At 43.9% G+C, this 25,491-nt stretch carries 22 protein-coding genes and 1 other RNA gene; 18 read left to right on the forward strand and 5 right to left on the reverse strand.

Going from position 1 to position 25,491, the window contains the following annotated elements:
• The first annotated feature begins 358 nt into the window (after positions 1-358).
• The 4 genes from JSY36_RS01175 (at position 359) to JSY36_RS01195 (ending at position 6,121) form a co-directional block, all read left to right on the forward strand.
• Positions 359-667, forward strand: coding sequence for a hypothetical protein (locus JSY36_RS01175; protein ID WP_205164898.1), 309 nt, complete (start codon positions 359-361; stop codon positions 665-667).
• Positions 668-1,584: 917 nt separating this feature from the next.
• The gene (locus JSY36_RS01185) at positions 1,585-2,118 is read left to right on the forward strand and encodes a GNAT family N-acetyltransferase (protein ID WP_205164899.1); all 534 of its coding nucleotides are present in this window, start codon (positions 1,585-1,587) and stop codon (positions 2,116-2,118) included.
• Positions 2,119-2,302: 184 nt separating this feature from the next.
• Complete coding sequence (locus JSY36_RS01190) at positions 2,303-3,157, forward strand: polysaccharide deacetylase family protein (RefSeq protein WP_336511418.1); 855 nt, start codon at positions 2,303-2,305, stop codon at positions 3,155-3,157.
• 693 nt (positions 3,158-3,850) lie between these two features.
• Positions 3,851-6,121, forward strand: a complete 2,271-nt coding sequence (locus tag JSY36_RS01195; protein ID WP_205164903.1) for a DEAD/DEAH box helicase — start codon at positions 3,851-3,853, stop codon at positions 6,119-6,121.
• A gap of 167 nt (positions 6,122-6,288) precedes the next feature.
• Here the strand turns inward: JSY36_RS01195 and JSY36_RS01200 are convergent, their stop codons facing one another.
• Genes JSY36_RS01200 through JSY36_RS01210 form a run of 3 tightly spaced genes read right to left on the reverse strand, consistent with a single transcriptional unit; the run spans position 6,289 to position 10,004 of the window.
• Positions 6,289-7,398, reverse strand: a complete 1,110-nt coding sequence (locus JSY36_RS01200; protein WP_205164904.1) for a Ger(x)C family spore germination protein — start codon at positions 7,396-7,398, stop codon at positions 6,289-6,291.
• Positions 7,361-8,488 carry a GerAB/ArcD/ProY family transporter gene (locus JSY36_RS01205; RefSeq protein WP_205164905.1) on the reverse strand — a complete coding sequence of 376 codons (1,128 nt, stop codon included), beginning with the start codon at positions 8,486-8,488 and terminating at the stop codon, positions 7,361-7,363. Before JSY36_RS01205 ends, JSY36_RS01200 begins: the two co-directional genes overlap by 38 nt.
• Before the next feature lie 28 nt (positions 8,489-8,516).
• Positions 8,517-10,004, reverse strand: a complete 1,488-nt coding sequence (locus tag JSY36_RS01210; protein ID WP_205164906.1) for a spore germination protein — start codon at positions 10,002-10,004, stop codon at positions 8,517-8,519.
• Between the two features lie 115 nt (positions 10,005-10,119).
• Here JSY36_RS01210 and JSY36_RS01215 point away from each other — a divergent pair, with 115 nt between their 5' ends.
• From JSY36_RS01215 to JSY36_RS01225, 3 genes are read left to right on the forward strand one after another with little or no spacing between them, the layout of a single operon-like run.
• Positions 10,120-11,415 carry a ribonuclease H-like domain-containing protein gene (locus JSY36_RS01215; RefSeq protein WP_205164907.1) on the forward strand — a complete coding sequence of 432 codons (1,296 nt, stop codon included), beginning with the start codon at positions 10,120-10,122 and terminating at the stop codon, positions 11,413-11,415.
• The gene (locus JSY36_RS01220) at positions 11,412-13,322 is read left to right on the forward strand and encodes a DUF294 nucleotidyltransferase-like domain-containing protein (protein WP_205164908.1); all 1,911 of its coding nucleotides are present in this window, start codon (positions 11,412-11,414) and stop codon (positions 13,320-13,322) included. The genes JSY36_RS01215 and JSY36_RS01220 overlap by 4 nt, the downstream gene beginning before the upstream one ends.
• A complete protein-coding gene (locus tag JSY36_RS01225) occupies positions 13,300-14,079 on the forward strand; it encodes a 3'-5' exonuclease (RefSeq protein ID WP_205164910.1) in 780 nt (259 codons plus the stop codon). The genes JSY36_RS01220 and JSY36_RS01225 overlap by 23 nt, the downstream gene beginning before the upstream one ends.
• Positions 14,080-14,081: 2 nt before the next feature.
• Here the strand turns inward: JSY36_RS01225 and JSY36_RS01230 are convergent, their stop codons facing one another.
• Positions 14,082-14,390, reverse strand: a complete 309-nt coding sequence (locus JSY36_RS01230; RefSeq protein ID WP_122896927.1) for a 2Fe-2S iron-sulfur cluster-binding protein — start codon at positions 14,388-14,390, stop codon at positions 14,082-14,084.
• Between the two features lie 759 nt (positions 14,391-15,149).
• Here JSY36_RS01230 and JSY36_RS01235 point away from each other — a divergent pair.
• The 10 genes from JSY36_RS01235 (at position 15,150) to JSY36_RS01280 (ending at position 23,397) form a co-directional block, all read left to right on the forward strand.
• Positions 15,150-15,707, forward strand: a complete 558-nt coding sequence (locus tag JSY36_RS01235; protein ID WP_205164912.1) for a spore coat protein — start codon at positions 15,150-15,152, stop codon at positions 15,705-15,707.
• A 95-nt stretch (positions 15,708-15,802) separates the two neighbouring features.
• Positions 15,803-16,381, forward strand: a complete 579-nt coding sequence (locus JSY36_RS01240; RefSeq protein WP_249414017.1) for an SLOG family protein — start codon at positions 15,803-15,805, stop codon at positions 16,379-16,381.
• A gap of 63 nt (positions 16,382-16,444) precedes the next feature.
• On the forward strand, positions 16,445-16,789 hold the full coding sequence (gene gpsB, locus JSY36_RS01245) for a cell division regulator GpsB (RefSeq protein ID WP_122896924.1): 345 nt from the start codon (positions 16,445-16,447) through the stop codon (positions 16,787-16,789).
• A gap of 23 nt (positions 16,790-16,812) precedes the next feature.
• The gene (locus JSY36_RS01250) at positions 16,813-17,205 is read left to right on the forward strand and encodes a reverse transcriptase-like protein (RefSeq protein ID WP_205164914.1); all 393 of its coding nucleotides are present in this window, start codon (positions 16,813-16,815) and stop codon (positions 17,203-17,205) included.
• A gap of 92 nt (positions 17,206-17,297) precedes the next feature.
• Positions 17,298-17,686: RNase P RNA component class B (gene rnpB / locus JSY36_RS01255), an RNA gene on the forward strand.
• Positions 17,687-18,507: 821 nt separating this feature from the next.
• Complete coding sequence (locus JSY36_RS01260) at positions 18,508-19,650, forward strand: THUMP domain-containing class I SAM-dependent RNA methyltransferase (protein WP_205164915.1); 1,143 nt, start codon at positions 18,508-18,510, stop codon at positions 19,648-19,650.
• Positions 19,651-19,797: 147 nt separating this feature from the next.
• Complete coding sequence (locus JSY36_RS01265) at positions 19,798-21,051, forward strand: quaternary amine ABC transporter ATP-binding protein (protein ID WP_205164916.1); 1,254 nt, start codon at positions 19,798-19,800, stop codon at positions 21,049-21,051.
• Positions 21,048-21,878 carry an ABC transporter permease gene (locus JSY36_RS01270; RefSeq protein WP_205164918.1) on the forward strand — a complete coding sequence of 277 codons (831 nt, stop codon included), beginning with the start codon at positions 21,048-21,050 and terminating at the stop codon, positions 21,876-21,878. The genes JSY36_RS01265 and JSY36_RS01270 overlap by 4 nt, the downstream gene beginning before the upstream one ends.
• A 22-nt stretch (positions 21,879-21,900) precedes the next feature.
• Positions 21,901-22,821: a glycine betaine ABC transporter substrate-binding protein gene (locus tag JSY36_RS01275; RefSeq protein WP_236784367.1), complete on the forward strand. Its 921-nt coding sequence runs from the start codon at positions 21,901-21,903 to the stop codon at positions 22,819-22,821.
• A 327-nt stretch (positions 22,822-23,148) separates the two neighbouring features.
• Entirely contained in the window at positions 23,149-23,397 is a 249-nt protein-coding gene (locus tag JSY36_RS01280; protein ID WP_122896920.1) for a DUF2564 family protein, read from the forward strand.
• 73 nt (positions 23,398-23,470) lie between these two features.
• Here JSY36_RS01280 and JSY36_RS01285 read toward each other — a convergent pair whose 3' ends face one another.
• Positions 23,471-23,779: a HesB/YadR/YfhF family protein gene (locus JSY36_RS01285; RefSeq protein WP_205164919.1), complete on the reverse strand. Its 309-nt coding sequence runs from the start codon at positions 23,777-23,779 to the stop codon at positions 23,471-23,473.
• Positions 23,780-23,936: 157 nt separating this feature from the next.
• Here JSY36_RS01285 and JSY36_RS01290 point away from each other — a divergent pair, with 157 nt between their 5' ends.
• Complete coding sequence (locus JSY36_RS01290) at positions 23,937-25,466, forward strand: carboxypeptidase M32 (RefSeq protein WP_205164920.1); 1,530 nt, start codon at positions 23,937-23,939, stop codon at positions 25,464-25,466.
• Positions 25,467-25,491 lie beyond the last annotated feature (25 nt).

Here is a 25,491-nt window from a genome sequence, read left to right on the forward strand (position 1 = left end):
TGCGATAAGCGTAAATCAACATCATTTACCAGAGTTCTTTTGAAGGTTATTGATGAAAGAACAAAATGAGGGGAAGAGCAGGTGAAATGGACGATTGTAAGTATTCTGGATGCGGTAGTTATTGCAGGAGGGGTATACATAGGTTTTCGGTAAGGCAATCAGACTTGAACTCATACCACTGGCTTATCTCTTTAACCAAGAATTAGGTATTTACCTTCTTGAATTTGGAGATATATTGAAATCTAAAAATGAGCCTGTAATCCTAAAGCCCTTTTTTTGTTCATTCTGTTTATCTTTTTTTAAAAAAAAGGTAGCTCCTCAAATGGATAGAGATAAAAATAACTAGGAGGTTTGTCAGATGGCGATTTATAACGTGAGGTTCCACTTTGGTAATGATCATTACGAAACAATGAAAATTGATGGAGAATCAAAAAAGGATATTGTTTCTCAAATAACTACCACACAGGAGAAATGGCTGATTCATGGAAAAACAAAAGAAGCTGTCAATTTAAACTTAGTCACGAGCATTGAGTTTATAGACGAAGATGATTCAGAATCACCAGAAAATGATAAAGGTGGACAAGAGGCTGCTGCCTCAATTGAGGATGATTCGGCAGAAGAAACCGAAGAACAGGAAGACGCTGAGGAACCTGAAGAGAACCAGTAGAACCAGAAGACACGGAGGAATCTGAAGAAGAAACCGAAGAACAGGAAGACGCTGAGGAATCTGAAGAAGAACCAGAGCAAGAGGAAGAAGAGTCAGAAGAATCAGCGGATGGAGAACCGGTAGAGGAAGAAACTGAAGAGTCAGAAGAAGATTCAAAGGATGAAAAGAAAAAAGACAAGAAAAAGAAAAAAGACGATAAAGATGATAACAAGGGAAAGAAAGTAGAGTCTGGTTCTAAAAAGAAAAAATCAACTTTCAAGCAAAAGTTAAAACCTAAGAAGAAAGCGAAGGACAAGGAAAAAAACTCTAAAAAATCTTAGGCTTTGAAGCAGAATTACAAAACCAGTGAAAAGCCAAATAATAAAAAATTAAACCCTTGGAGATCAACTGTCTCTAAGGGCTTTTTGATTCCTTATACATTCTCAACGAGGCAGGCTCTTTTATATTTGAACTTTTAAAACATAAAAGTAGTTGACGATGAAGTTGATATTCATAGGCTAATGGTACATCCAAACCATTTTAGAAAAGGAATGGCACAGTTGCTATTAAATTTCCTGGAAAGTAAGTTCAAGGTTGAAACGATAAAAGTATCAACAGGCTCTAAAAATGCACCCCAGCTGTTAGTTTTTATAAAAAGAATTGATTTCAAAATATTAGAGAAGTCATTGTGAATGAACAATTATCCATAACTCTTTTTGAAAAGAAATTATAATCTTTTATTGAAGTAACGTGTGCGAGAGTTGAAGATTCCGGAATCTGCAAATGCAACTTTTTTTATGAATGATTAATGGGAAATAATGTTAAGATGAAAAGGGGGATTCCTTCAATAAGGATATGCAATTTTTAATTGAACTAACGAGCAGGATTATTGAAGAAGTTGTGTTCCATAAAAAGGGTTGAGAAGGAGAGGGGAAAGAATGTTTCCAACATTAGAGACAGAAAGATTGATACTCAGAGAAATATCACGGGATGACGCAGAAGGGATATTTGCTTGTTTTTCAAATGAAAATGTAACACAGTATTATGGGCAAGATACTTTAGAAAATATGGAACAAGCAAAAGCATTTGTTGATTTCTTTGCTAATAGTTTCAAAGAGAAAAGAGGAATACGTTGGGGCATTGAAATAAAAGGAACTAAAGGAATAATAGGGACTATTGGTTTTAATGCTTGGTCCCCTAAACATAAACGAGCAGAGATTGGTTATGAGATACATCCTAATCAATGGAGACAGGGATATACCTTCGAAGCGGTATCTAAAGTAATTGAATACGGATTTAGTGAATTCGGCCTGACTAGGATAGGTGCAGTTGTCTTTACAGATAATGAAGCTTCTAATAAGCTGCTAACTAAAGTCGGATTTCTAAAAGAAGGTGTTCTAAGGAATTATATGTATCAAAACAGAGATGCATATGATACATATGTGTATTCATTACTTAAATATAATAGATGACTATCTTCAGCTAACGGGTAGCAATAGTTGAAGATCCGGGAAGCTGCAATTGCGGCTTTTTTTATTGTTTGCTAATTGCTTAAACTGAATTGCGTACTCTGAGGCTCATGCCTCAGAGTATTCTTGTATAGAATCATCCGTTTTTTGGAAACTAACGGTATCAATGCATGAAGGAGCTGACACTGTGAAGAAAAAGATTATTAGAAGGATTTTATTAAGTTTCGCTGCCCTGTTTGTTCTCCAGACGGCAGGGTTTATAAAGACCCAGGCTGAAAACCCGGGAGATTCATCACCTGTGTGGTGGTGGACGAAGGAAAAGGAAGAGCTTCCTCCCCTTAAAGGAGGACCTGAAGAAGAAGTCAGGGAACTGAACCCTGTATCCAATGTGGTACTTCAGCAGGAATATCCCGATTTCGTATTTGTAAAAGGACCTGACACAGCCAACCGGGTGGCCCTGACATTTGATGACGGTCCAGACCCTGATTTCTCCCCGCTTGTTCTGGATGTGTTAAAGGAATACAATGTTCCTGCTACGTTCTTTTTGATGGGAGTAAGATCAGGTGTCTATCCGGACCTTGTGAGAAGAATGGCTGAAGAAGGGCACGAGATAGGAAACCACACATACTGGCATCCTGATCTGGTGGAAGAGGCGGATGTGGATATCCTTGTGGACGAAGTTAACCGGACAGAGGATGTGCTGGAAGATATTTTAGGGTTCCGTACTTCACTGTTCCGTGCTCCTTACGGCTTTTTATACCGTGAACTTGTTGAAGAGCTGGTTGACCTGAATTATTCGGTCATCGCGTGGGACGTGGATTCACTCGACTGGCAGAAGATCACAGAAGAAGAAATTGCAGAAAACGTACTCAGCCAGGTTGAACCAGGTTCAATCATTCTTATGCACGACGGAGGAGGTCCTGGAGCAGACCGGACAGAAACAGTGGATTCCTTAAGAATCATTATTCCTGAGCTGCTTGCCCAAGGCTACGAATTTGTGACGGTCTCGGAACTGCTGAACATTCCCGCAGTGAGAGAATAATGATTCTTACTGTAAGGTATTTACCGTTCAATTGCACAGGTTTTGGACTATCGGACCTCAATTTATTCCAAATGTAGTGTAGAAGTGCACCGCTAACTCTATAGACCAGTATCCTGATACAAAGATAAAACAGAAGTGACAATAGATGAATGTATACAAGACCGTACAGAATATTTCCATCAGGAGGGTTTGGGGAGATGGGGAGCATTGGTGGCGCAAGTATCTACATGCCGGGAGTACCACAGCAGTGGGGTCGCATGGGAGGAATGACGCCTTGGGTCCAGCCGTCCGGACAGCAGTAGGGATTTCCAATTACTCCAATTTATAACTGGCCCCAGCAGCAACAGCCTTGTGCAGGACCGAGTGGACTTGGCCCCGCACAGCGGATAAATCAGCACAGCCTGTACCAGCAATACATAAACAACTGCCGGCGATATTCTTCCAATGACCGGCAGTATCAACCAGTGTATGAATCATTATCTTGGAGGGTAAAGAGAGGAGTTCCCGTCTTGTAATAGGACGGGACATTTTTATTAAGTTTGAAACAAAATTTATGTAACAGCGAGGCAGCAGATAACAGAATCTGATTTCTGCGCGCAAGGAACTCCCACCCATTTTGCCTATGAAACCAATCTCTTTCTTTACCACGCAAACGTACATTCGCTATAATGGGTGTTAGGAGGGGGACGACCCATGTTTGGAAAAAAAGATTTACATACGATACTAAAAGAATTAAGACAAGATGAAAATGTCACTCACTGGCATGAAATAGATGAAAAAGCGGCCCGGACCGTGCCGTATCCTGACTCAATAGACAGACGTTTAAAAGATGGCCTCGGGAGAAAGGGAATCAAGGAACTTTATACTCATCAGGCTAGTGCATTCGAAGCTGTTAACAAAAAAGAAAACGTGGTTGCAGTAACCCCGACAGCATCAGGAAAGACGTTATGCTACAACCTCCCTGTGTTGCAAAAACAGCTTGATAACCCCGACAGCCGGGCGCTGTACTTATTTCCGACCAAGGCCCTCGCTCAGGATCAGAAGAGTGAAATCAATGAACTGATTGATGATATAGATGTAAATGTGAACAGCTATACGTATGACGGGGATACGCCGGCCAACATCCGGCAGGTGGTCAGAAAAGCCGGCCATATCGTGATCACCAATCCCGACATGCTTCACGCAGCAATTCTCCCACATCACACGAAATGGATTTCTCTTTTTGAAAACCTGGAGACCATTGTCATTGATGAACTTCATACGTACAGAGGGGTGTTTGGTTCCCACGTGGCCAACGTTATCCGCCGTTTGAAGAGAATCTGTGCCTACTACGGAAGCAATCCGACGTTTATCTGTACGTCAGCCACGATTGCAAACCCGGAGGAGTTATGTGAGGAACTGATCGGTGAAAAAGTGACCCTGATTGATAATAACGGGGCACCAAGAGGAAAGAAGCATTTTGTTTTTTATAACCCTCCGATTGTAAACAAACAGCTGAATATCCGGGCAGGGGCAACAAAAATGGTCAATGAGCTCGGAGCGCGGTTTCTGAAGGAAAACATTCAGACGATCGTTTTTGCCAGAAGCCGCGTAAGGGTGGAGATCATATTAAGCCACCTCCAGGAACTTGTAAAGTACGACATCGATAGAAACAAAATTCGCGGGTACCGAGGCGGATACCTGCCAAACCAGCGCCGTGAGATTGAGAGAAGCCTGAGAAAAGGGGATACCATTGGTGTCGTGAGCACCAACGCTCTGGAGCTCGGGGTGGATATCGGCCAGCTTCAGGTGTGTATCATGACCGGGTATCCGGGGTCAGTGGCATCGAGCTGGCAGCAGGCGGGGCGGGCAGGACGACGGCAGGATGAATCTGTCGTGATCATGGTTGCTTCATCTACACCGATAGACCAGTACATTTTTTCAAATCCTGATTTCTTTTTCGGGGGGTCACCAGAGACTGCGAGAATTAATAAGGACAACCTGATTATCTTAATCGATCACCTGAAATGTGCAGCATACGAACTGCCTTTTGAAAGAGGCAGTACATTTGACGGCCTCGATGTAGAAGAAATGCTGGATTTCCTTGTGGATGAACGTGTCCTCCATACCCAGCGGAATAAATTCTACTGGATGAATGACGCTTTCCCTGCACATAACATCAGCTTACGGTCCGCAGCCCAGGAAAATGTCGTCATTATCGACCAGAGTGATGTGGCCAATCACAGGGTTATCGGGGAGATGGATACGTTCAGTGCGCTCACTCTTTTGCATGATGAGGCCATTTACCTTCACGAAGGAACACAATATCAGGTCGAATACCTGGACTGGGATGAGAAAAAAGCTTTTGTAAGGGAAGTGGATGTAGAATATTTCACCGATGCCAACTTGGCTGTGAATTTAAAGGTGCTTGAGGTGGATGAAGAGAAAAAGTCCGAATTCGGTCATGTGGAATTCGGTGACGTGATGGTAACGGCGATGGCAACGATTTTTAAGAAAATCAAGCTTGAGACTTTTGAAAATATCGGATCAGGACCGATCCATCTGCCGGAGCAGGAGCTTCATACCCAGGCTGTCGCCTTGTCGTTTCCTGAGTCTCTCGTTAAGGAGTGGGGCGAGAAGACATTGGAGGAAGCTCTGGGGGGGCTTGCTCATGTGTGGCAGCATGTTTCATGCGTGAAAGTCATGTGTGACAGGAATGACCTTCATGCCGTACCTCAGGTGAAGGCAATTCATTCTGAGAAGCCTACGGTCTTTTTGTACGACCGGTATCCTGGAGGAATAGGACTCTCAGAGCAGGTGTATAAACAATTGAACGAAACATTGAAAGAAGCGGCTTCATTTGTAAAGGCGTGCCCGTGTGAAGAAGGATGTCCATCGTGCATCGGTTCAGCGGGAGCCCATCTTGGCGATGCAGGAACAGCAGATGCGAAAACACTCGTGTTAAAACTGCTTGGTCACAAATAAACGTAATGACAAAAAATGAGACTGCCTAATCATTAGCAAATGGGTGTGGTCAGGCAGTTTCATACCAGATCGGCATAAACGCATCAGGAGAGAAGGGTGACTCATAAGGTGGCTTAAATCCTTATGAATCGCCCTCTTTTCACTTCGATCTTTTTGAATGAGGTCACTTATTCTTCGACACCTGTTTCTTTAATTGTTATGTTTACATCCACGTCGATGGCTGCATTGGGGAACTGTTCCTCCCAGCGGTCATCTGAGAAGTCCGGATTGTACCGGCGGACCTGGTCCCCGATCCCCATTGGGTCCACATTTAATTCCTGCATTCTGTTAAGCATTTTTTTAATTCTTTGTTCCAGTTGTTTTTTTGCTTTTTTGTGGATTTCATCCACTTTTTCCTGGTTAAGCTTGCTCCCGGAATATTCACTTATTTTTCCGGATAATGAGACAGTGGCATGAATCTTCGGATTGTTTGTCGTTGCTTCTGTTATTTCATATGAAGTACTTGAATCAATATTTCGAAGCATGGCATATTCGTTTTCGTCCGGACCCAGAATCACTTCGTAGGAACCGTCTCCGAAATCTTCTATTAAGACCTTCAGCAGGAAACAATCTTTCAAGTTTAACTGCCCGACGTACCGGTCGCCTTTTAACAGTGCAAGCCCCGCGACTTTAATGGCATTTCCCTCGCTTCGCAGTATAGGCAGAAACGGGTCTCTTCCCTGTCCGTAAAAATTTGTCAGGAAAATGTGGAAGTTCATTCTCGGAAGGTTTTGCTGATTGATATTCTGCTCGATCAGATCAGATACATATAAAGCCACATCTACTTCCATTGGATAAGTTGTTTCCAGAAGTTTTTTCGTAGACATCTCTTCTACGACCGCCAGCTGAATCCTCATGCCGATTCTGGGATCCCTTACATATGTATCAATGATTCTCATCAATCCCAGCTCTGAAAGCTGTCTGTCAAATAATACCGAACTTACTTTTCCGGTTTGAAGAGGCTTGGAAGACTGGGCATCCAAATAGAGCCGGATGTCCTTCGTCGTGCGGGAGACAGCACTGATTGTTTCGCTTCTTATGTCTTCGGAACCTCCGTAAACAGGTATACTGATCGTTCCTTCAATATGGTGATCATCAATGTAGTCGTAGCCGATTGCATGAATGATCTGCACTTCATCCAGGATATATGGTTCAACGCAGCCGGTAAGGAGTAGAAGGAACGTGCAGAAAAAAGCCATCCTACAGGTTTGCGCTCTGGCCGCTTTTTGACCGGTCATTTTTTCTGAACCTCCTTATCATACTCGTGACGATAAACAACACCGGGATGTAGCAGAAGATAATATAAAACCCGGCTTCAGATACATACGAATTCAACCTGTCAATGGATTCCCGTGTCTGAAAGGAGATGGAGAAAAGAAACAGGGCTCCTGCAGCGAAAAAGAGAGTATATTTTTGTTTTGTGTGGAGCAGTTTTTTCATGCCTCTGCTTACGGTCCATAAACTGATCATGACGTTAGGGGTTATTACCAAAAGCCAGATGGCAATGCCGATATACTCAAAGCGCTCGATAAAAGGAAGTTCAAGAACTTTCCATGAACTGAGCGTAGGATAGACAACACGCTCCAGGTGCTGCCGGCTGTAAAAAAGAAACGTGACTATCGTAACGAGAAAGTAAATGAAAATGGTAAGTACATTGCCAAGGTGGGCCCACTTCATGCTTTTTTTCGGATCTTGAATAAAGGGAAAATAAAAAGCAAGAGCTTCAAATCCAATATAGCTGAGCGTCATCGTCTTCATAGCAGCCAGCTGGTCTCCGAGGTGAAACTCTATAGGCAGAAGACGATGAAAATTTGCAAATTCAAGTGGCGAAATGGCAGTGAGAATAAGGGCAAAGGGCAGGACTACACCTAAAAAAGCTATCCCTGCAACCACCCTGAAACCGTGATAGATTCCGTACACAATGATGAGAATGATGATCAAGGTGACCGGCCACGTCATAAGGGTCGGAAACATCCATATTTGAACAACTTCAACATACGTTCTGAGCACGGTAATGCCCATAAACAAGAAATAAACAAGAAAGGCGTAACTAAGGAGTCCTCCGATCCACCTCCCGAAGTAATGCCTGTGAACGTCTACCACGTCCCTTACACCATCATCTCTGAGCATCATCTTATAAATCATCCAGATAGGGATGTGAAGAAGGGCTCCCACCATGATGACAGCAATCCATGCATTATATTCTGCGTCCATAGCAATATAACGCTGAAAACCGAAAACACCGACTCCAATCTGCATGGAGTGGACAAGGAAAAAGACGAGAAAGGGAGTGATATGGGTTAAACTCTGCTGTTTTTGGCCTGCCATACTTTATACCTCCCTTACGTCTGAACTGCTACTGGATGTGCTCGTCAATATCAGATGATTTTCTGCTTTCCTGTCTCGAAAAACGCTTACTCCTTTTCACTTGCATCACTTCAGGTCTGTCATATTGATACTTAAACGGAAGTCTGAAAAAAGAATCTCTCAGGTCTTTAAAGCGAAATGGGTAAATCGGTTCGAAATAAGGCCTCCCCAGCGATTTAAGTGTAATAAGGTGCACGAGAAAAAACGTTGCCAAAAGAGAAATACCAAGAAGGCCCCACAGCTGGGCCATCAGCAGAAATGGAAAGCGGATCAGACGAATCGTATTACCAATCCGGTAAATTGGCGTTGTAAAGGATGCGAGTGCAGCAAGGGCCACGATAATAAGGAGTACATTACTTGTAAGTCCGGCCTCAACAGCTGCGGTCCCGATTACAATCCCGCCTACGATACCGATCGTCTGGCCGACTTTCGTAGGAAGCCTTGCCCCTGCCTCTCGTAACAGCTCAATCGTTAACTCAAGAAATATGGCTTCGATGATCGGCGGAAACGGGATAATACTCCGGGACAAAATTAATGTAGCAAGGAGATCCTGGGGTATCAGTTCAGTATGATAAGTGATCACCGCCACATAGAGCGGTGTGGAGAAGACGGAAAACATAACAGCAAACAGCCGGATCATCCGAAAAACCGAGGCAAGGTGCCATGGTATAAAATAATCTTCAAATGCCGAGAAGAACTCTATGATTGTTGTTGGTGCTGTAATGGCTGAAGGAGAGCCAGCTACCATAACAGCTACTTTCCCTTCTGTAAGCTGGGCTGCCACTCTGTCCGGACGCTCCGTATCAATCAGCTGAGGGAATGGAGAGTTGCTGTTGTCTTCAATAAACTGGTTAATATATGAACTGTCACTGATTTCATCGTAATCAATGTCTTCAATGCGCTGAATCATCGTTTGTACGTTGTCATCGTTAGCAATATCAGACAGGTAAAGAACGGCTACTTCGGTATGGGAAATGGATCCGACTTTTATTTTTTTTATACAAAGTGTTGAAACCGGAAGACGTTTGCGGATTAAATTGAGGTTGATATTTAAGTCCTCTACTAACCCTTCTTTCGGACCGATAACGCTGTATTCTACTTCAGGGATATTCACTTCACGGTTTTCGGACCTGTTTACCGAAACAAGAAGGCCGTAAGGTTCATTCGGGTCAAACTGGATGAGCACGTGACCCCGGTGAAGCCCTTCCTCCAGATCCCGCCCGGTTGCAGCTACGTTCAGTTCTTTAACGGGGATTTTGCCTTTCAGGTCCTCAAATGAAAAGACAGGATGCTTCTGGAGTGGTTTAATGATTAGTTCATTTAACGGAGCAGTATCAACAAGGGAATTGTAAAAATGAAGATAATACAGATGATATTTGTTACTGTGAACGGTGTCACTCACAAAATCATCCGACTTCCTGCATTCGCTGAGGACTTCGTTAAATGTCTTCTGGTCAGACTTCTGTTTTTCTGTCATAAAAAAGTCCCTCTCTCCGGTCCCTGTGTCTCCTCTTAGTATGAAAAGTGAGAGTGGTTTTCTATTCATGTGATTTGATTTACAATAAGATCAGAAGCAAGTGGGGAGCGTGAACATGGTGAGAGGAAAATTGCAGCGGCTTAAGGGATACATAAATACAGAAACTGACTCTGTACAAAGAATTCCTAAGGATGGACCTGATCCTGAACAGGAAAAGACATCATCGTTTCCATTTTCATATGAAAAGAAATGGTATGATTTTGGATTTGAACTTCATTTTTACGAAGGAGAATACTCCCTTATCAGGAGAAAAACATACCCTGTCTCTTCCTTTCACGGGAGCAGTGCGTTTTCTGACCTGTTTCATGTTCATAAGCAGTGGCAGGAGGAAGAGGAAGGTCATCCTCTGTCTCTGAAAGGGGTCGATTTAGAAGATCTGTTGTTTTTTGATACAGAAACAACAGGCCTTTCAAGCGGGGCAGGGACAACGATCTTTTTGATGGGGTATTCCCGGATCAAAGGAGATCAGGTAGAAATCGTTCAGCATTTTATGCCAGGCCCTGCGAGCGAAGCGGCATTTTTTCATGGTTTTCTAACGGATTTCAGTGATACTAATCAGCTTGTGAGTTATAACGGAAAAGCATTCGACTGGCCTCATTTAAAATCCCGGCACGCATTTGTCAGAAACGAAGTCCCAAAACTGCCATTGTTCGGTCATTACGATTTGCTCCATGCTGCGAGAAGGCTCTGGAAAGCCGAACTTCCTTCGTGCAGGCTTTCCATCGTTGAAGAAGAAAAGCTGAACGTGAAGCGGGTAAATGAAACACCGGGGAGTCTTGCTCCGATTCTTTATTTCGAATACTTGAATCACGAGGATCCTGAAGAACTGCTTGGAATTTTTAAACACCATGAATGGGATGTTCTCAGCCTGATTGTTCTGTTTTCCCGGATATCCCAGCGACTCCTCCATATGCCTCATGTGCAAACGACCGGAAGAGAGCATCTTGAAATGGGGAAATGGTTTGAACAGGCGAAGAATTCACAACAGGCAGAGGCACACTATGTAAAAGCTCTTGAGTACGACGGAGGGATCCGCCAGGAAGCGTATGTCAAGCTCGGTCATATTTATAAAAAACAAAAAAATCCTGAAAAAGCGAGGGAGTTTTTTGAAAAAAGCCTGACTGGCACCGGGGAATCAAAAGCAGCCAGGGAAGCGTATGAAGAACTTGCAAAACTGATTGAACACCAGGACAAAGATTATGAAAAAGCACTGGCATACACGAACCTGGCTATTGAAGCAGAGAAAAAGATCTCGCGCCTTCTGCGTTCACATAAACCTAAAACAGAAGGTCTTCTTAAACGAAAAACACGTCTTGAAATTAAAATTGAGAAATGGGGTGACTCGCAGTGACTGAGGAAGATACGTATATTGATGTAATGAGAAAAGCATTTCCCTTTCAATTGTTAACTGATGAGCAATTCGAAACGGTAGTGCGTGACTCCACTCGTCAGTCGTTTCAGGAGAACGAATTTATTTTCCATGAAGACGAGGAAGAAGTAGAAGTTTACTTTTTATTAAAAGGACTCGCTAAAAATGTGCTTCACAGGGAAGACGGAAAGCAGTTTTCCGTTCGATTCTACTACCCGGGGGATTTGATCGGGCTGATGATTCTTCTATCGGGAGGGGAAATGAATTTTTCTGTACAGGCCCTTGAAAGCTGCGAATCCGTAAAACTGAAAAAAAGTGCCCTGTTAAAGGTTATGACTGAAAACAATGCATTCTCGGACACGATCCTGAGTGGCATCGGGCAGCGGATGAAGTCTCTTTACGATGAAATGAAAAAAGGAAATACGTCCACAAGTACCGAGAATATTGCTCTTTATAAAACACGGGTACACACCATTATGGATAAGCCGAGATTTATTTATAAGGATCAGTCTATTCTGCAGGCAGCAAAGACTCTAGGGGACTGGGGAGGCCAGGGGCTTACAGTTGTTGATCATGACCACCATCTGAAAGGAACCATTACACAGACTGAACTGCTTAAGGGTCTGAGTCACGGGGTGCCGGAGGACCAGGTGGAAAAATGGATGATTACCAGCCCCGTATCCACTCAGGCGGACGCTTTCAGCTATGAGGTGCTTACATACTTCAAAGATGACAGGATTAACCTTGTTCCTGTTCTCAACGGAGAGAAAGTAGTGGGAATCCTGACGGCAGAGTCATTTTTAAGACTTCATGAATCAGAATATTTAAATCTGTACTATAACGTCAATCATGCCAAAAGCCTGAGTGAACTTTCAGCGCTTTCTCCCAAATCAAATGAATCTTTCCTCTCATTTACTGAGGAACTGCTCAGTGAACAAACCTACGGTACGGAAATGAGTGAATTTATCTCCAAGTACAACGATCAAATTCATATTCAGGTTATCCGGGCTGCCTTAAAGGAAATGAAGCTGGAAGGATACGGTTCCCCGCCGGTTAATTACTGCTTTATTGTGATGGGAAGTCAGGGGAGAGGAGAGCAGGCATTCAGTACGGATCAGGATAATGGTTTTATTCTGGACAATTATGAACATCTGGACAACCGCAAACAGGTGGATGAGTACTTCCGCTGCTTTGCAGAAAAAATCAATGCCGGCCTTGTCGAGTGCGGGTTTCCCGAGTGCACAGGCGGAATCATGGCAAAGGAATCGAAGTGGCGCCGGTCCATAGATCATTGGGAAAGAGAAGTCTTCCGGTGGCTTCGGGAAACGGACGGCCAGGAAGTGCGGGACTTTACTATTTTTATTGACTATCGTCCTTTATTTGGAGACTTTACACTTGCGGAGAACCTGCGTGAACGGATTACGAATCCGATTCAGAAGGCTAGAATTCTTCATGCAATGCTGATGAAAGATACGATCCGTTTCAGAGTCCCGATTCAGGCGTTCGGCAGAATCAGTACGAAAGGCAAGAACCGTACTATCGATCTAAAGAAGGCTGCCATTATGCAGATTGTAAACGGCATTCGAATTTTTTCAATCCGGTATGGAGTTGAGGAAGTAAGCACGCTGAAACGTCTTCATGTGTTAAGCAAGGAAGAGGTTTTTCATCCGCGGGATGCTAAGAACGCAAAGCTTGCCCTTGATTACCTTTATCAGCTCAGAATACAGGAAAATTTGAAGCAGTTAAGGCAGGACACTCCCCTGACAAACGAACTGTCCCCTCATATTCTGACCAAGGACCAGAGAAGGCAGCTCAAGGAAGCACTGCTCGTTGCTAAGCGGATGCAGCAGATGAGTGAGTTAAGCTTTGCCAGAAACAGAGGATTATAATATGCAGGTATCTGTCCTTCATTATTTACGCTACATTATGTTGGATATCCATCTGTTTCAGTCCATGAAACGGGGCTGGATTTTTAAGAACCGTCCTTTGTATAATGCCTTGATTCATGAGTTGAACGATATTGAGCCCGAAGGAAATATCGACGATGTTGCCCTTGATGATCTGACCTATACCGTATTTGACCTGGAGACGACAGGCTTTTTTCCCCGAATGGGTGATGAAGTGATTTCGATTGGGGCGATGAAGGTAAACGTTAATCATATCCGGTTTCCGGAACACTTTTACGAGGTGGTACGTCCATTTAAGCCTGTTTCAGAAGATGTAATGAAACTTACGGGACTTACAAATAAAGAGATTAAAGGAGGGGAATCGTTCCTGATTGCTTTCTTCCGGTTTGTTCAGTTCATGTCAAACACTGTTCTGGTCGCTTACCCTGCCAGTTTTGATATCGTATTTCTAAAGGAACTTTCAAAAAGGTGGGGAATCAAAACGTTTGCCCCATATTATATTGATGCTTATGAAATAGCCAACTTTCTCTATCCTGATGAAAAGAACAATCTCGACCGCGTAATCAAACGAGTCGGGGTGGAAGAAAGGGAGCGGCATCACGCTTTAAATGATGCTCATATGACAGCTGATTTATTTCTACACTTTGTAGAAGAACTGAAAAAGCGCGGAATAACAACGTACGGTGAACTCAACAACAAAATAGGAAAAGACCGCAGAAACCCGGTTCTGCGGTCTTGATCTTACTTTTCCGGTCGTGGTCCCGGGTCCATTCCTGTAGATGAAACTGTCATTTTAGGGGTAACTTTTACGTCTGAAGTGACTCTGATCTGACAAGACAGCCGGCACCCTTCTTCAAGTGATTTTGCAAGTTCTTTTTCACCCGGAGGCTCAAAGTCGCCTTGGTGTACTTCTACCCTACAGGTTGTGCACTTTGCCTTCCCTCCGCATCGGTGAAGGATATCGATTCCATTATCTTCGAGTGCTAAAACGAGCTTAGTGCCTTCCGTAGTTTCGAAAGGTTCAAATCCCGGTACTTCTACTTTTGGCATAAACCAATCCCCCTTGTTTTACCGTGTTGTTTTATTATCATTTCCCTGAAGATATGGGAAATAAACCTACTAGATTATTTCCCGGGCGAGCGCATAAAATCCTTTTTTTCGATAATAATTGGGTCGAATTATAAGAAAGTGTGTAAAATTTGACGAAAACGGACGAATAAAACAATTTTCTGCAAATTAACTGTTGAAAATCACGGAGAAAATTTTTACAATAATAATTGTGTAAGTTTTAAATGTGGGGGAGTTAATAACGTAATGCGTACAATGATTTTACTTATGTTTTTCGCTGTAATTGGAATGACGGTCTGGTTTATGTCTGAAGCTAAAGACGGAGCAGTACAGTTTCCGTTTTTTACACTCTGAGGCTTGGAATTGTCCAAGCCTTTTTGTTTTGGTTTTTACAGGCTCCGGAATGCCCGAAGACTCCTGCGGTAGTTGGGGGCATGGTGAGATCCCGCAGGGCGAAAGCCTGAGGAGGCTCAGCGCCACCGCTGCGGAAAGCGAAGGGTATGAATACTGCAGGTGCGAGTTTCATTAAAGAAAGAATTATGAAACTTTATTCACTTATTAAACAATGAATTATAGACAGCTTACAGACCACAAGTAAGTCTTATAAAGAACTTTTTTCTACGGTAAATCTTTACTTTGTCTTACATAAAAGTACCAAAAATAGGTTTTATAACTAGTACATGTACACCCCGTTTGACATAGGTTGATAGTGTACCGAATCTAAAAGGAGGAATACAACTTATGTTTAAGCAACAACGACCACGTCGTCATTGTCAGGTTATGCCAGCGCAAGTTCACCCGACTAAACAGCAAATGACGCATCAGTGTTGTGAGTACATTGTACCTGAGGTGCATCCGACTCATACGACAAACGTCGCTCATCACTTATATAAGCACGTTCACACGTATCCGCAGACGTTTTCTCAGGTGGACCAGGTTTCTCACCAGCATTTCCAAGGTGGCCCCGGGCAGCAGGTAGCAGGAGCTCAAATGGGACCAAATATGGGATTCCCTGGCCAGGTGGCAGGAGCTCAGGCTCAGCCAAACATGGGATTCCCGGGTCAGGTGGCAGGAGCCCAGGCTCAGCCGAACATGGGATTCCCTGGCCAGGTGGCAGGAGCCCAGGCTCAGCCGAACATGGGATTCCCTGGCCAGGTGGCAGGAGCCCAGGCAAAGCCAAACATGGGATTCCCTGGCCAGGTGGCAGGAGCTCAGGCCCAGCCAAACATGGGGTTCCCTGGCCAGGTGGCAGGAGCTCAGTTTAACGGGTATGGCAAAGGCGGAAAATGCGGCAGATAGGCTGCTGCTGTAGGAGCGGACCATATTGAATGGTTTCGCTTCTTTTTTTTACAATTTCACGTTTTTCCTTTGTCCAAGCTATGGTAGACTAGAGGGTGAAAGGAACGTGTACATATATGTATGAAGCCCTTGCCGTAACAGGATATAAACCCAATGAGCTTGGGATCTTTGACGAAAAGCATCCTCATCTTCCTTTTCTTAAAGACGCCATAAAAGAAAAACTCCGCGCTCTTAAAGAAGAGATAGATTTTAAATGGCTTATTACAAGCGGACAGCCTGGAGTTGAACAATGGGCTGCAGAAGCACTGCTGGCTCTTAAAAATGATTACCCTGATCTGCAGCTGGCAACACTGGCCCCGTTTTATGAGCAGGAGGAACGCTGGAAAGAAGTATGGAAAGCAACCTACGAAATGATCTGGTCAAATAGTGATTTTACTGACTATATTACAAAGCGGCCATACGAAAACCCGGCCCAGCTCAGAATGAAAAATCAGTTTATAATAGAAAAGAGCCACGCCTTTCTTGTACTGTATGACGAGTTTACTCCAGGGTCTCCTGATTATTACCTGACCTATGCAAAAAAGAAGCATGAAGCTTCGGATTACCCTGTCTTCTACCTCACTCCGGAGGATATTGAAGAGTCCATCAGAGCCCGGCAGGAAGATTGGAATTGACAAGAAGACAACTTTTTGTAAAAATAAGTACATTATTTGTACAGTAAATATGAGGTGAACGCAATGCAAAAGAAGGTTGCCCGTTTAACACCAAAGGAAATTCTGGAAAAAGATTTTAAAACAAGTATCCGCGGATACAGTCAGGATGAAGTTGATCAGTTTCTGGATCAGATCATAAAAGATTACGATGCATTTGAAAAACGTATTCAGGTCCTGGAAAAAGAAGCTGAAAAGATGCAAAAAGAAGCGTCGTCAGTCAGTGAGCAGACGAAACGTCATAAGCCGCTTACAGCTCCCCAGCCGCAGCCACAGCAGCACACCAATGGCGGTAATACCAACTATGATATTTTACGACGCCTTTCCAACCTGGAGAAGCATGTTTTTGGCAGTAAGCTGAATGAAGAATAAAGCGGACTGAAGGAGAGTGTGTTTTGGTTGAAGTATATATCGATGGAGCCAGTGCCGGAAATCCCGGTCCTTCCGGGGCAGGCATTTTTATTAAAGGTGAAGGCTATGTTATAAAAGAATCCATCCCCCTTGGAACCATGACCAATCATCATGCCGAGTTCTCCGCACTGATTGAAGCCTTAAAGATTTGTGCCGGTCACGGATTCTCCATTATTTCTTTACGTACAGATTCACAGATTGTAGCTGACGCCGTGGAGAAAAGATACGTAAAGAGAGAAGAGTTCCAGAAGTATCTGAATGAGTCACTTACACTTATGGATGACCATTTTGATTATTGTTTTATAAAGTGGATACCGGGAAAGCAGAATAAGGAAGCCGACTTCCTGTCGAAACGAGCGGTCCAGATGAACAAGTAAGGGAATTATAACCAGGTCTTGCTTGCGGCTGTGAAACTGTGCTATACTTATTTTTGTCGCTAATTTAATTGTAACAAAACGATGTGTTTAATACGCTCGGGTAATCGCTGTGCGCTTTAGCGTGCAGAGGAAAGTCCATGCTCGCACAGTCTGCGATGACTGTAGTGATCGTGCTTGACGAATTCATAAGTCAAGGCAGCCTTCTGGCTGACGGCAGGGAAACCACCTAAGTCCTTTTTGGATATGGTGCAGTACCCTTGAAAGTGCCACAGTGACGAAGTCTGATTCAGAAATGATCAGAGTGGAACGCGGTAAACCCCACGAGCGAGAAACCCAAAATATGGTAGGGGCATCCCTTCGAAGGAATTGAACGGAGAAGGGGGCAGATGAGTTTTTCTCGTCTGGAGACAGATGGTTACCACCGGAGTACGAGGGCTCACGCCCGCTGGCAGTACAAAGGAACAGAACATGGCTTACAGAGCGCATTGGGCGCATCGTTTTGAACTGATAACTCCTCGATCCTTGTGTTCGTGGAGTTTTTTACATACAATTTTAAGGAAGTTGTTATAAATAAGCTGTAATGGATAAATTGATTTTTAACATAATAAATGGAGCAAAAAGCGACGAGTATTTACATCCGTGGTGGTGCCGGCAAGCATGGAGAATTAAGCTTGCATCTTCCTCTGCCAGCAACGCTTTGCAGCTATCTGCATCGAAAAAACTCGAAGCTAATTCTTGATGCAAACGCTCGTCTCTCCCACAGGTGACTCAGGCACTTCAGCTTCATTACCTTTTTCAGCAAAAGCAATTATTTTCACGAAAACAAATATCCATCCTAATTAATAACTCAATAACGTATATTACCAGGCAGTGGGTCTTTCTTTGACTTAGTTATCATTTTCATTTTATATTTTCACAACGCATTTTACGTAGTTGAACGGAATACGAGAGACTCCTGCGGAAGTGCGAATCAGGTGAGACCCCGCAGTGGCGAAGCCCTGAGGAGGATCGGCACGACTCCGCGGAGGGAGCGTATTCCGTTCAACGAAGTTGGATTTCACTGAAGGGTTATAACACTCTTCCTGATTCTTAAAGTGATAAAGCAAGAAAGCCCCAGTCTGCTTCGAGGCATACGCTTAAACGCTGAGAAAGAAACAAGGCGTTTCACTCGAGGTCTCTTTCCGGTACTACTGTGGAAAGAGCACATTATGCTGGCTGTAATCTGCCTGATATATATAGAAGACGATAATGTTAAAATTTATAAAGAATAAATACTGCGGAAGAAAAGGAAGGATGATCGGCATGAACGGAAAATTAACCCTTATTGCTACAGCTGCCATGGGCCTTGAAGCAATCGTGGCAAAGGAAGTCCGCGACCTCGGCTTTGAAGATGTAAGCGTTGAAAATGGTAAAGTCATCTTTACTTCAGATATGAAAGGTGTCGCCCGCGCCAATTTGTGGCTCCGGACGGCAGACCGTGTAAAAATAAAAGTAGGAGAATTTAAAGCAACGAGCTTTGAAGAGCTCTTCGAGAAAACAAAAGCACTTCCCTGGTCTGAATTTCTCCCGGTGAATGCTGAATTTCCGGTAATCGGACGTTCTGTTAAATCCGGTTTATACAGTGTTCCGGACTGCCAGGCCATTGTAAAAAAAGCAGTAGTGGAAAAAATGAAGGCAGCCTACCGGAAAGACTGGTTTGATGAAACAGGGGGCTTTTACCGTATTGAAGTGGCATTGTTAAAGGACATTGCTACTCTGACAATTGATACGAGCGGAACCGGACTTCATAAACGCGGATACAGATACCTCCACAATGAGGCCCCGCTGAAGGAAACAATGGCTGCAGCTATGATCTACCTCACAAACTGGACACCGGAAAAGCCCTTTGTGGATCCTTTCTGCGGATCTGGGACCCTTCCCATAGAAGCTGCGATGATCGGACAGAACATTGCTCCCGGGGTCAACCGTGAGTTCGCCTTTGAGGGGTGGGACTGGTACAAACAAAAGTGGATTGATGAGGCTCATGAAGAAGCAGAGGATATGGCCAACTATGACCAGCCTCTTCAAATATTCGGTACAGATATAGACCACAAAATGGTGGACCTCGCCACAAACAACGCAATGGAAGCAGGATTTCCTGACCAGATTGCCTTTAAACAGATGCAGGCAAAAGATCTCCGTTCCAAACAGGAATACGGGGTCATTTTAGGCAACCCGCCATACGGAGAACGTATGAATGAAAAAGCCGAAGTTGAAAAGCTCTATAAAGACATTGGGGAAGTGTATCGGACGTACCTTCCGACATGGTCTGTTTATATCATTACGTCCCATGAAAAATTTGAACTTTTTTACGGAAAGAAAGCAACCAAAAAGCGAAAGCTATACAACGGAAATATCAAAACCGACTTTTATCAGTTCTGGGGTCCGCGTCCGCCGAAAAAATAACGGCGATTCGACCGGGATTAATATTACGTCAGAAGCAGTCTGAAAGGCATGATGCCTTTTCGGACTGCTTCTTTTTTTGTGCATGAAAATGACAAAAATGTAAACAGTAAAGGAAGGTGAATTGGAATTTTGTAAAGGAGTACGTCTATGAAAAAAATTGAGGTACGTAATTTAACAAAAGTATTCGGACCGAACCCGAAAAAAGGGGTGTCACTGCTTAAAGAAGGCAAATCAAAAGATGAAATATTAAAAGAGTCAGGAAATACCGTCGGAGTAAACCAGGCCAGCTTTGACGTAAATGAAGGAGAGTTCTTTGTCATTATGGGGCTGTCCGGCAGCGGAAAGTCCACCTTAATCAGACTCGTAAACCGGCTTATCGATCCCACTTCCGGTTCTGTACTCATTGACGGGGAAGATATTACGAAAATGAACATGAAGTCTCTTATCGATACGAGAAGGTCGAAACTGGGGATGGTTTTTCAACGTTTTGCCCTCCTCCCTCACCGGACGATTCAGAAGAATGTGGAGTACGGACTGGAAATTCAGGGGATGGATACAAAAAATCGGGAAGAAAAAGCCGTTGAGGCGATTCACGCTGTAGGACTCTCCGGCTATGAAAACAGCTACCCTGATGAATTAAGCGGAGGGATGCAGCAGCGTGTGGGACTGGCGAGGGCACTGGCAACTGACTCCGATATTCTGCTGATGGATGAAGCGTTCAGTGCATTGGATCCGCTAATCCGAAAAGACATGCAGGATGAACTTCTTGAGCTTCAGGATAAATTAAACAAAACGATTTTATTTATTACCCACGATCTGGATGAAGCATTAAAGCTTGGTGACCGCATCGCGATTATGAAGGACGGCTCTATCGTTCAGATCGGCACATCTGAAGAAATCATGCGTGAGCCGGCGAATGATTATGTGGCGAACTTTGTTCAGGACGTTGACCGCTCGAAAGTACTGGTTGCTGAGAATGTGATGAAAAAACCAGATGTGGTGACGTCTTCCAAGGATGGTCCCCGTGTGGCGGTGAGGCGCATGAAGGAGAAAGGCATTTCAAGTATTTTTGTCGTGGACAGAGGCAACGTGTTAAAAGGTCTTCTGACCATTGAAGATGCAGTAAAAGCGATTGATACAGAGGAACCACTGGATGGGTACTTAAGACACGATTATAAAACAGCGGAAAAAGATACCCCCCTTGAAGATCTGATCCCTGCCGCTGCGGAAACAAACTATCCTATTGCCGTTGTTGAAAATGACAGGCTCAGGGGCATCATTGTCCGGGTGTCTATTCTTTCCGGACTTGGTATGGGTAAAGGAACGGATTATAGCGCTCTGCAGGTTCACGAGACACCAGTGGCACATACGGAGCTTAATATTGAGGGGGATGAGCGATGAACTATTTTTACTTACCTCTGGAAGAATGGACAAATGATTTTGTCAATGACTGGCTCATACCGACACTCGGTCCTTTTTTTGATGCAATAGGCGGAATGATTGGTTCGCTTCTTGAATGGATAAACTGGATGTTAAATGCGATTCCTGCAGAAATACTGACTATCATTGTTGTTGCCCTGGCCTGGTATCTCGCAGGAAAAGGAGTCGCTATATTCAGCCTGATCGGACTTTTGTATCTTGGAAGCGTTGATTTATGGGGAGAAGGGATGCAGACCCTTGCGATCATCTTTGTCTCCACCTTTTTGTCCATTGTAATCGGCATTCCAATCGGGATTTGGAGTGCAAAATCTGAAGGGGTTCAGCGAATTGTACGTCCAGTCCTGGACTTTATGCAGACCCTCCCGAGCTTTGTTTACTTGATTCCGGCGATTTTACTGTTTGGGCTTGGAGGAGTACCTGCAGTTATCTCAACTTTTGTGTTCGCCACACCCCCTTGTGTACGCCTGACAAACCTTGGGATCAGGCAGGTTCCGGGTGATGTTGTCGAAGCTGCAAGGGCGTTTGGTTCCACGTCGGGGCAGATGCTTGTAAAAGTTCAGCTGCCCCTTGCTCTCCCCACTATTATGGCCGGGGTAAATCAGACGATTATGCTCGCCCTTTCCATGGCCGTTATTGCAGCCATGATCGGAGCTCCGGGCCTCGGCTCTATCGTACTGTCCGGAATCTCGAGCGTTAACGTCGGTCTTGGTCTTGTAGGCGGCTTGGGGATTGTTGTACTGGCCATCATTCTTGACCGGATTACACAAGGGCTGAAGCCTGAACGATAGAAAAATACAAGGAGTGAAAAAGATGGAAAAACGTTGGATTATTCTTATAGCTGTGATCGCCCTGCTGGGGATTATGGCAGTTGCCATGGCAGGTTGCGGGATCGATGAGGAAACGGATGAAACAGACGAGGCCGCACCTGCAGAAGAAGAGGAAGGAACGGAAGAAGACCGGGATGAAACAATCCGGTTTGGCGTGACAAACTGGACGTCAACGATACCCCCTACTTATATTGCAAAGGAAATTCTTGAAGACATGGGGTATACAGTAGAGCTTCAGGAAGCAGATGCAGGGGCTGTTTATACCGGCCTTTCCAGAGGCGATCTTGATGTCTTTATGGATGCCTGGCTTCCCGATATGCACGAAAATTACATGAATCAGTATGAAGATACGATTGAGAGTGTATCTGTGAGTTATGAAGAGGGAGAATTGGGCTGGGTCATTCCTGATTATGTAGAAGGTGTTGAAACCATTGAAGATCTGAAAGGCCAGGAAGACCTTTTTGATAACCGTATCTATGGCATTGAAGAAGGAGCAGGAATGACTGAAACATCAAGAGAGATGATTCAATCCTTTGATCTCGATCTTGATTACGTAGCTTCCAGTGAATCCGGGATGTTGTCAGAAGTCCAGCGTCACGTTTCTTCAGAAGAACCGATTCTCTTTCTCGGGTGGCGCCCACACCCTATGTTTGTTGAATATGATTTAACTGTGCTGGAGGGAGATGAGGATTATTTTGCTACTTCAGAAGTTCATGTGGTGGCAAATAAAGACCTTGCAGAAAAAGCCCCTGAAGCCTATGAGTTTTTTTCTAACTGGAGTATTGAAGTGGATGAGGTAGAAGAAATGATAGCAGAAATAGAAGACGGCGGAGATGAAGAAGATCTTGCACGCCAATGGGTGGATGAAAATGAAGACCGTGTGCGGGAAATGACAGGGCAATAATAATTATGCTTTGCCGTGTTACAAAGAAAAATGTGTAAGCAACCAGCCTTTACACCGTCCCGGGTAAAGGGGTTAAAGTATTATAAGTTAAAAATCATTGTTGATTATTTTAAAAAAGTTCATTGCAGCGAATGCGCTACATTCCTGCGGGAGAAGCGAGTGCTGCTTCATGTATAAGCTTCGAGTTGCCTCGACGCATCTGCTTCGGAGCCTGGCTGGCAGAGGAAGAAGCAGCATGTCGAGGAGGCTCCCGACGCCCGAGGAAAGTGCAATGAAGCGTAGATCAACATCAGAGCTTAACAGAACCTAAAAAAGGATGTGTTTGATATGTCACAACCGTTTAACGATATCCAGCAGGTTGAAATGGCCATTAAAGCTGCTCAGAAAATGGTCGGCCAGGCAACCATGAGCATGAACCCTGAACAGCTTGAAACGGCAACGAATGCACTGAATGATGCAAAAAATCAATTGCATGAAGCCACAAAGTATGAGATGAGTGGAGAACTTGGCGCATATTCACATGACTTAATTGAAAAACTCGAAAGTCAGCTTGAAAAAGCAAAGGATGAAGAATAAAAAAGGCTCAGGAAGGTATTGCTCTTCCTGAGCCTTTTGCTTTGCAGTCATTTAGTAATCGGTCAAAAAAGTGCTATTGACCGCGGGGGTTTGTTACATCCTCAATTTTCGGGTTCGTAAACTGTACTTCTCCAAGATCCTGATTGAAGTCTATCGTCATTCCGTCAAAATACCATTCATCATCTTCCGATATACAAAAGGTAATCCCGCCAGATTCTTTCGTCATATAGGTACCTTCGGGGAGCTCTTTTGTGATGCCGGCAGAGAATCCTCCTGACCCGATTCCTCCAACGCGGACGTAAAGTCTCAGGGCGTCCCCATCGGTTAAATTCATTTCTTTTTTATATAAACCTGCTGCATTATCGGTTATCGTTAAATCCATCTGAAAAGCCTCCTTGTCTGTTCGTTCATTTTATCACACAGACCCTGAATCGTTACAGGATACGAGTTTGTTTCATACTTTTTTCCAAGACGGGCAGGAAATAACGTTTTTTCAAAGAAGACTATAAGGATTGATATTTATGAGGAGTTGAGTCATCTTGACTAAATCAGTAAAACAAACGGAAAAAGAATTCCTGTACTATGTTAAAAAAATGAGCAATTTTAAGGAAGCCCACGGGTTAATGGCCTGGGATCTGAGAACGGGTGCCCCTAAAAAAGGTGCTTCCCAGCGTGCTGAGGTAATCGGGACGTTATCAGCCCAGGTATTTCAGATGTCTGTTTCCGATGAAATGGCATCTTTCATTGATAATTTATCAGGTACAGACGAAATTGATGAAGTAACAAGAGATTCTGTAGCAGAATGTAAAAAAGCTTACAATAAACAAAAAAACATCCCGGAAAAAGAATTCCAGGAATATGTCGTTCTTACATCCAATGCGGAATCCATCTGGCCGGAAGCAAAGGAAAAAGCTGATTTTGATACGTTTCGGCCTTATCTTGAAAAAATCGTGGAATTTAACCGCAGCTATGTGGAGTGGGTAGGGTATGAGGGAAACAAATATAATGCCCTTCTTGATGACTACGAGCCGGGATTGACTGTAGAAACCCTCGATCGGGTTTTCGGAGACTTAAGAGATCAGCTTGTCCCTCTTGTAAAAGCTGTTACAGAAAGTTCTGACCAGCCGGAAACTGATTTCCTGTTTAAGCACTTTCCAGCAGACAGACAAGAAGCATTCAGCAAGATTATTTTAGAACAGATGAATTATGATTTTGAGGCAGGACGTCTTGATACAACCGTTCATCCATTTGCGATCGGCCTGAACCCGAATGATGTGCGGGTGACGACAAAGTATGATGAAGACGATTTCAGAACAGCGGTTTTCGGAACAATTCATGAAGGTGGACATGCCCTTTATGAGCAGAACATCAGTGAAAAATACATCGGTACTCCTCTTTGCTCCGGAACTTCTATGGGCATTCATGAGTCCCAGTCATTATTCTGGGAGAATTTTGTCGGCCGCAACCGGGCATTCTGGGAAAAGAATTATGATCTTCTGAAGGAACAGTCTTCAGGACAGTTTGACAATGTGGACCTGGATACGTTCTACAAAGGCATTAATGTTGCCGGCCCGTCCCTAATCCGTATTGAGGCAGACGAAATGACGTACGCTCTTCACATTATCGTACGTTACGAGCTGGAAAAAGCCCTGATTAATGGTGACCTAGAAGTAAAGGACCTTCCAAAAGCGTGGAATGATAAAATGGAAGAGTATCTCGGCGTGCGACCTTCCCATGACGGGGAGGGGGTTCTTCAGGATGTTCACTGGTCCGGAGGCGCTTTCGGTTACTTCCCATCCTACGCACTAGGTTACGTTTATGCGGCCCAACTTATGAATGTACTGAGAAAAGACATGAACGAAGGCTTTGAGTCGCTGTTAAGAAATGGAGACCTTGGTCCCGTTAAAGAATGGATGACCCGTCATGTTCATCAGTACGGAAAAAGTAAGCTCCCTCTTGAAATTCTGAAAGAAACAACAGGGGAAGAAATCAACGCTCAATATCTTATCGACTATCTGAAAAGTAAGTATTCAGATGTTTACAAGCTGAATATTCAGCAAGCGAAATAAAGGTACTTGTTAAGCCGGCTGTAAT

The organism is Alteribacter salitolerans, assembly GCF_016901055.1.
GTDB lineage: Bacteria > Bacillota > Bacilli > Bacillales > Salisediminibacteriaceae > Alteribacter > Alteribacter keqinensis.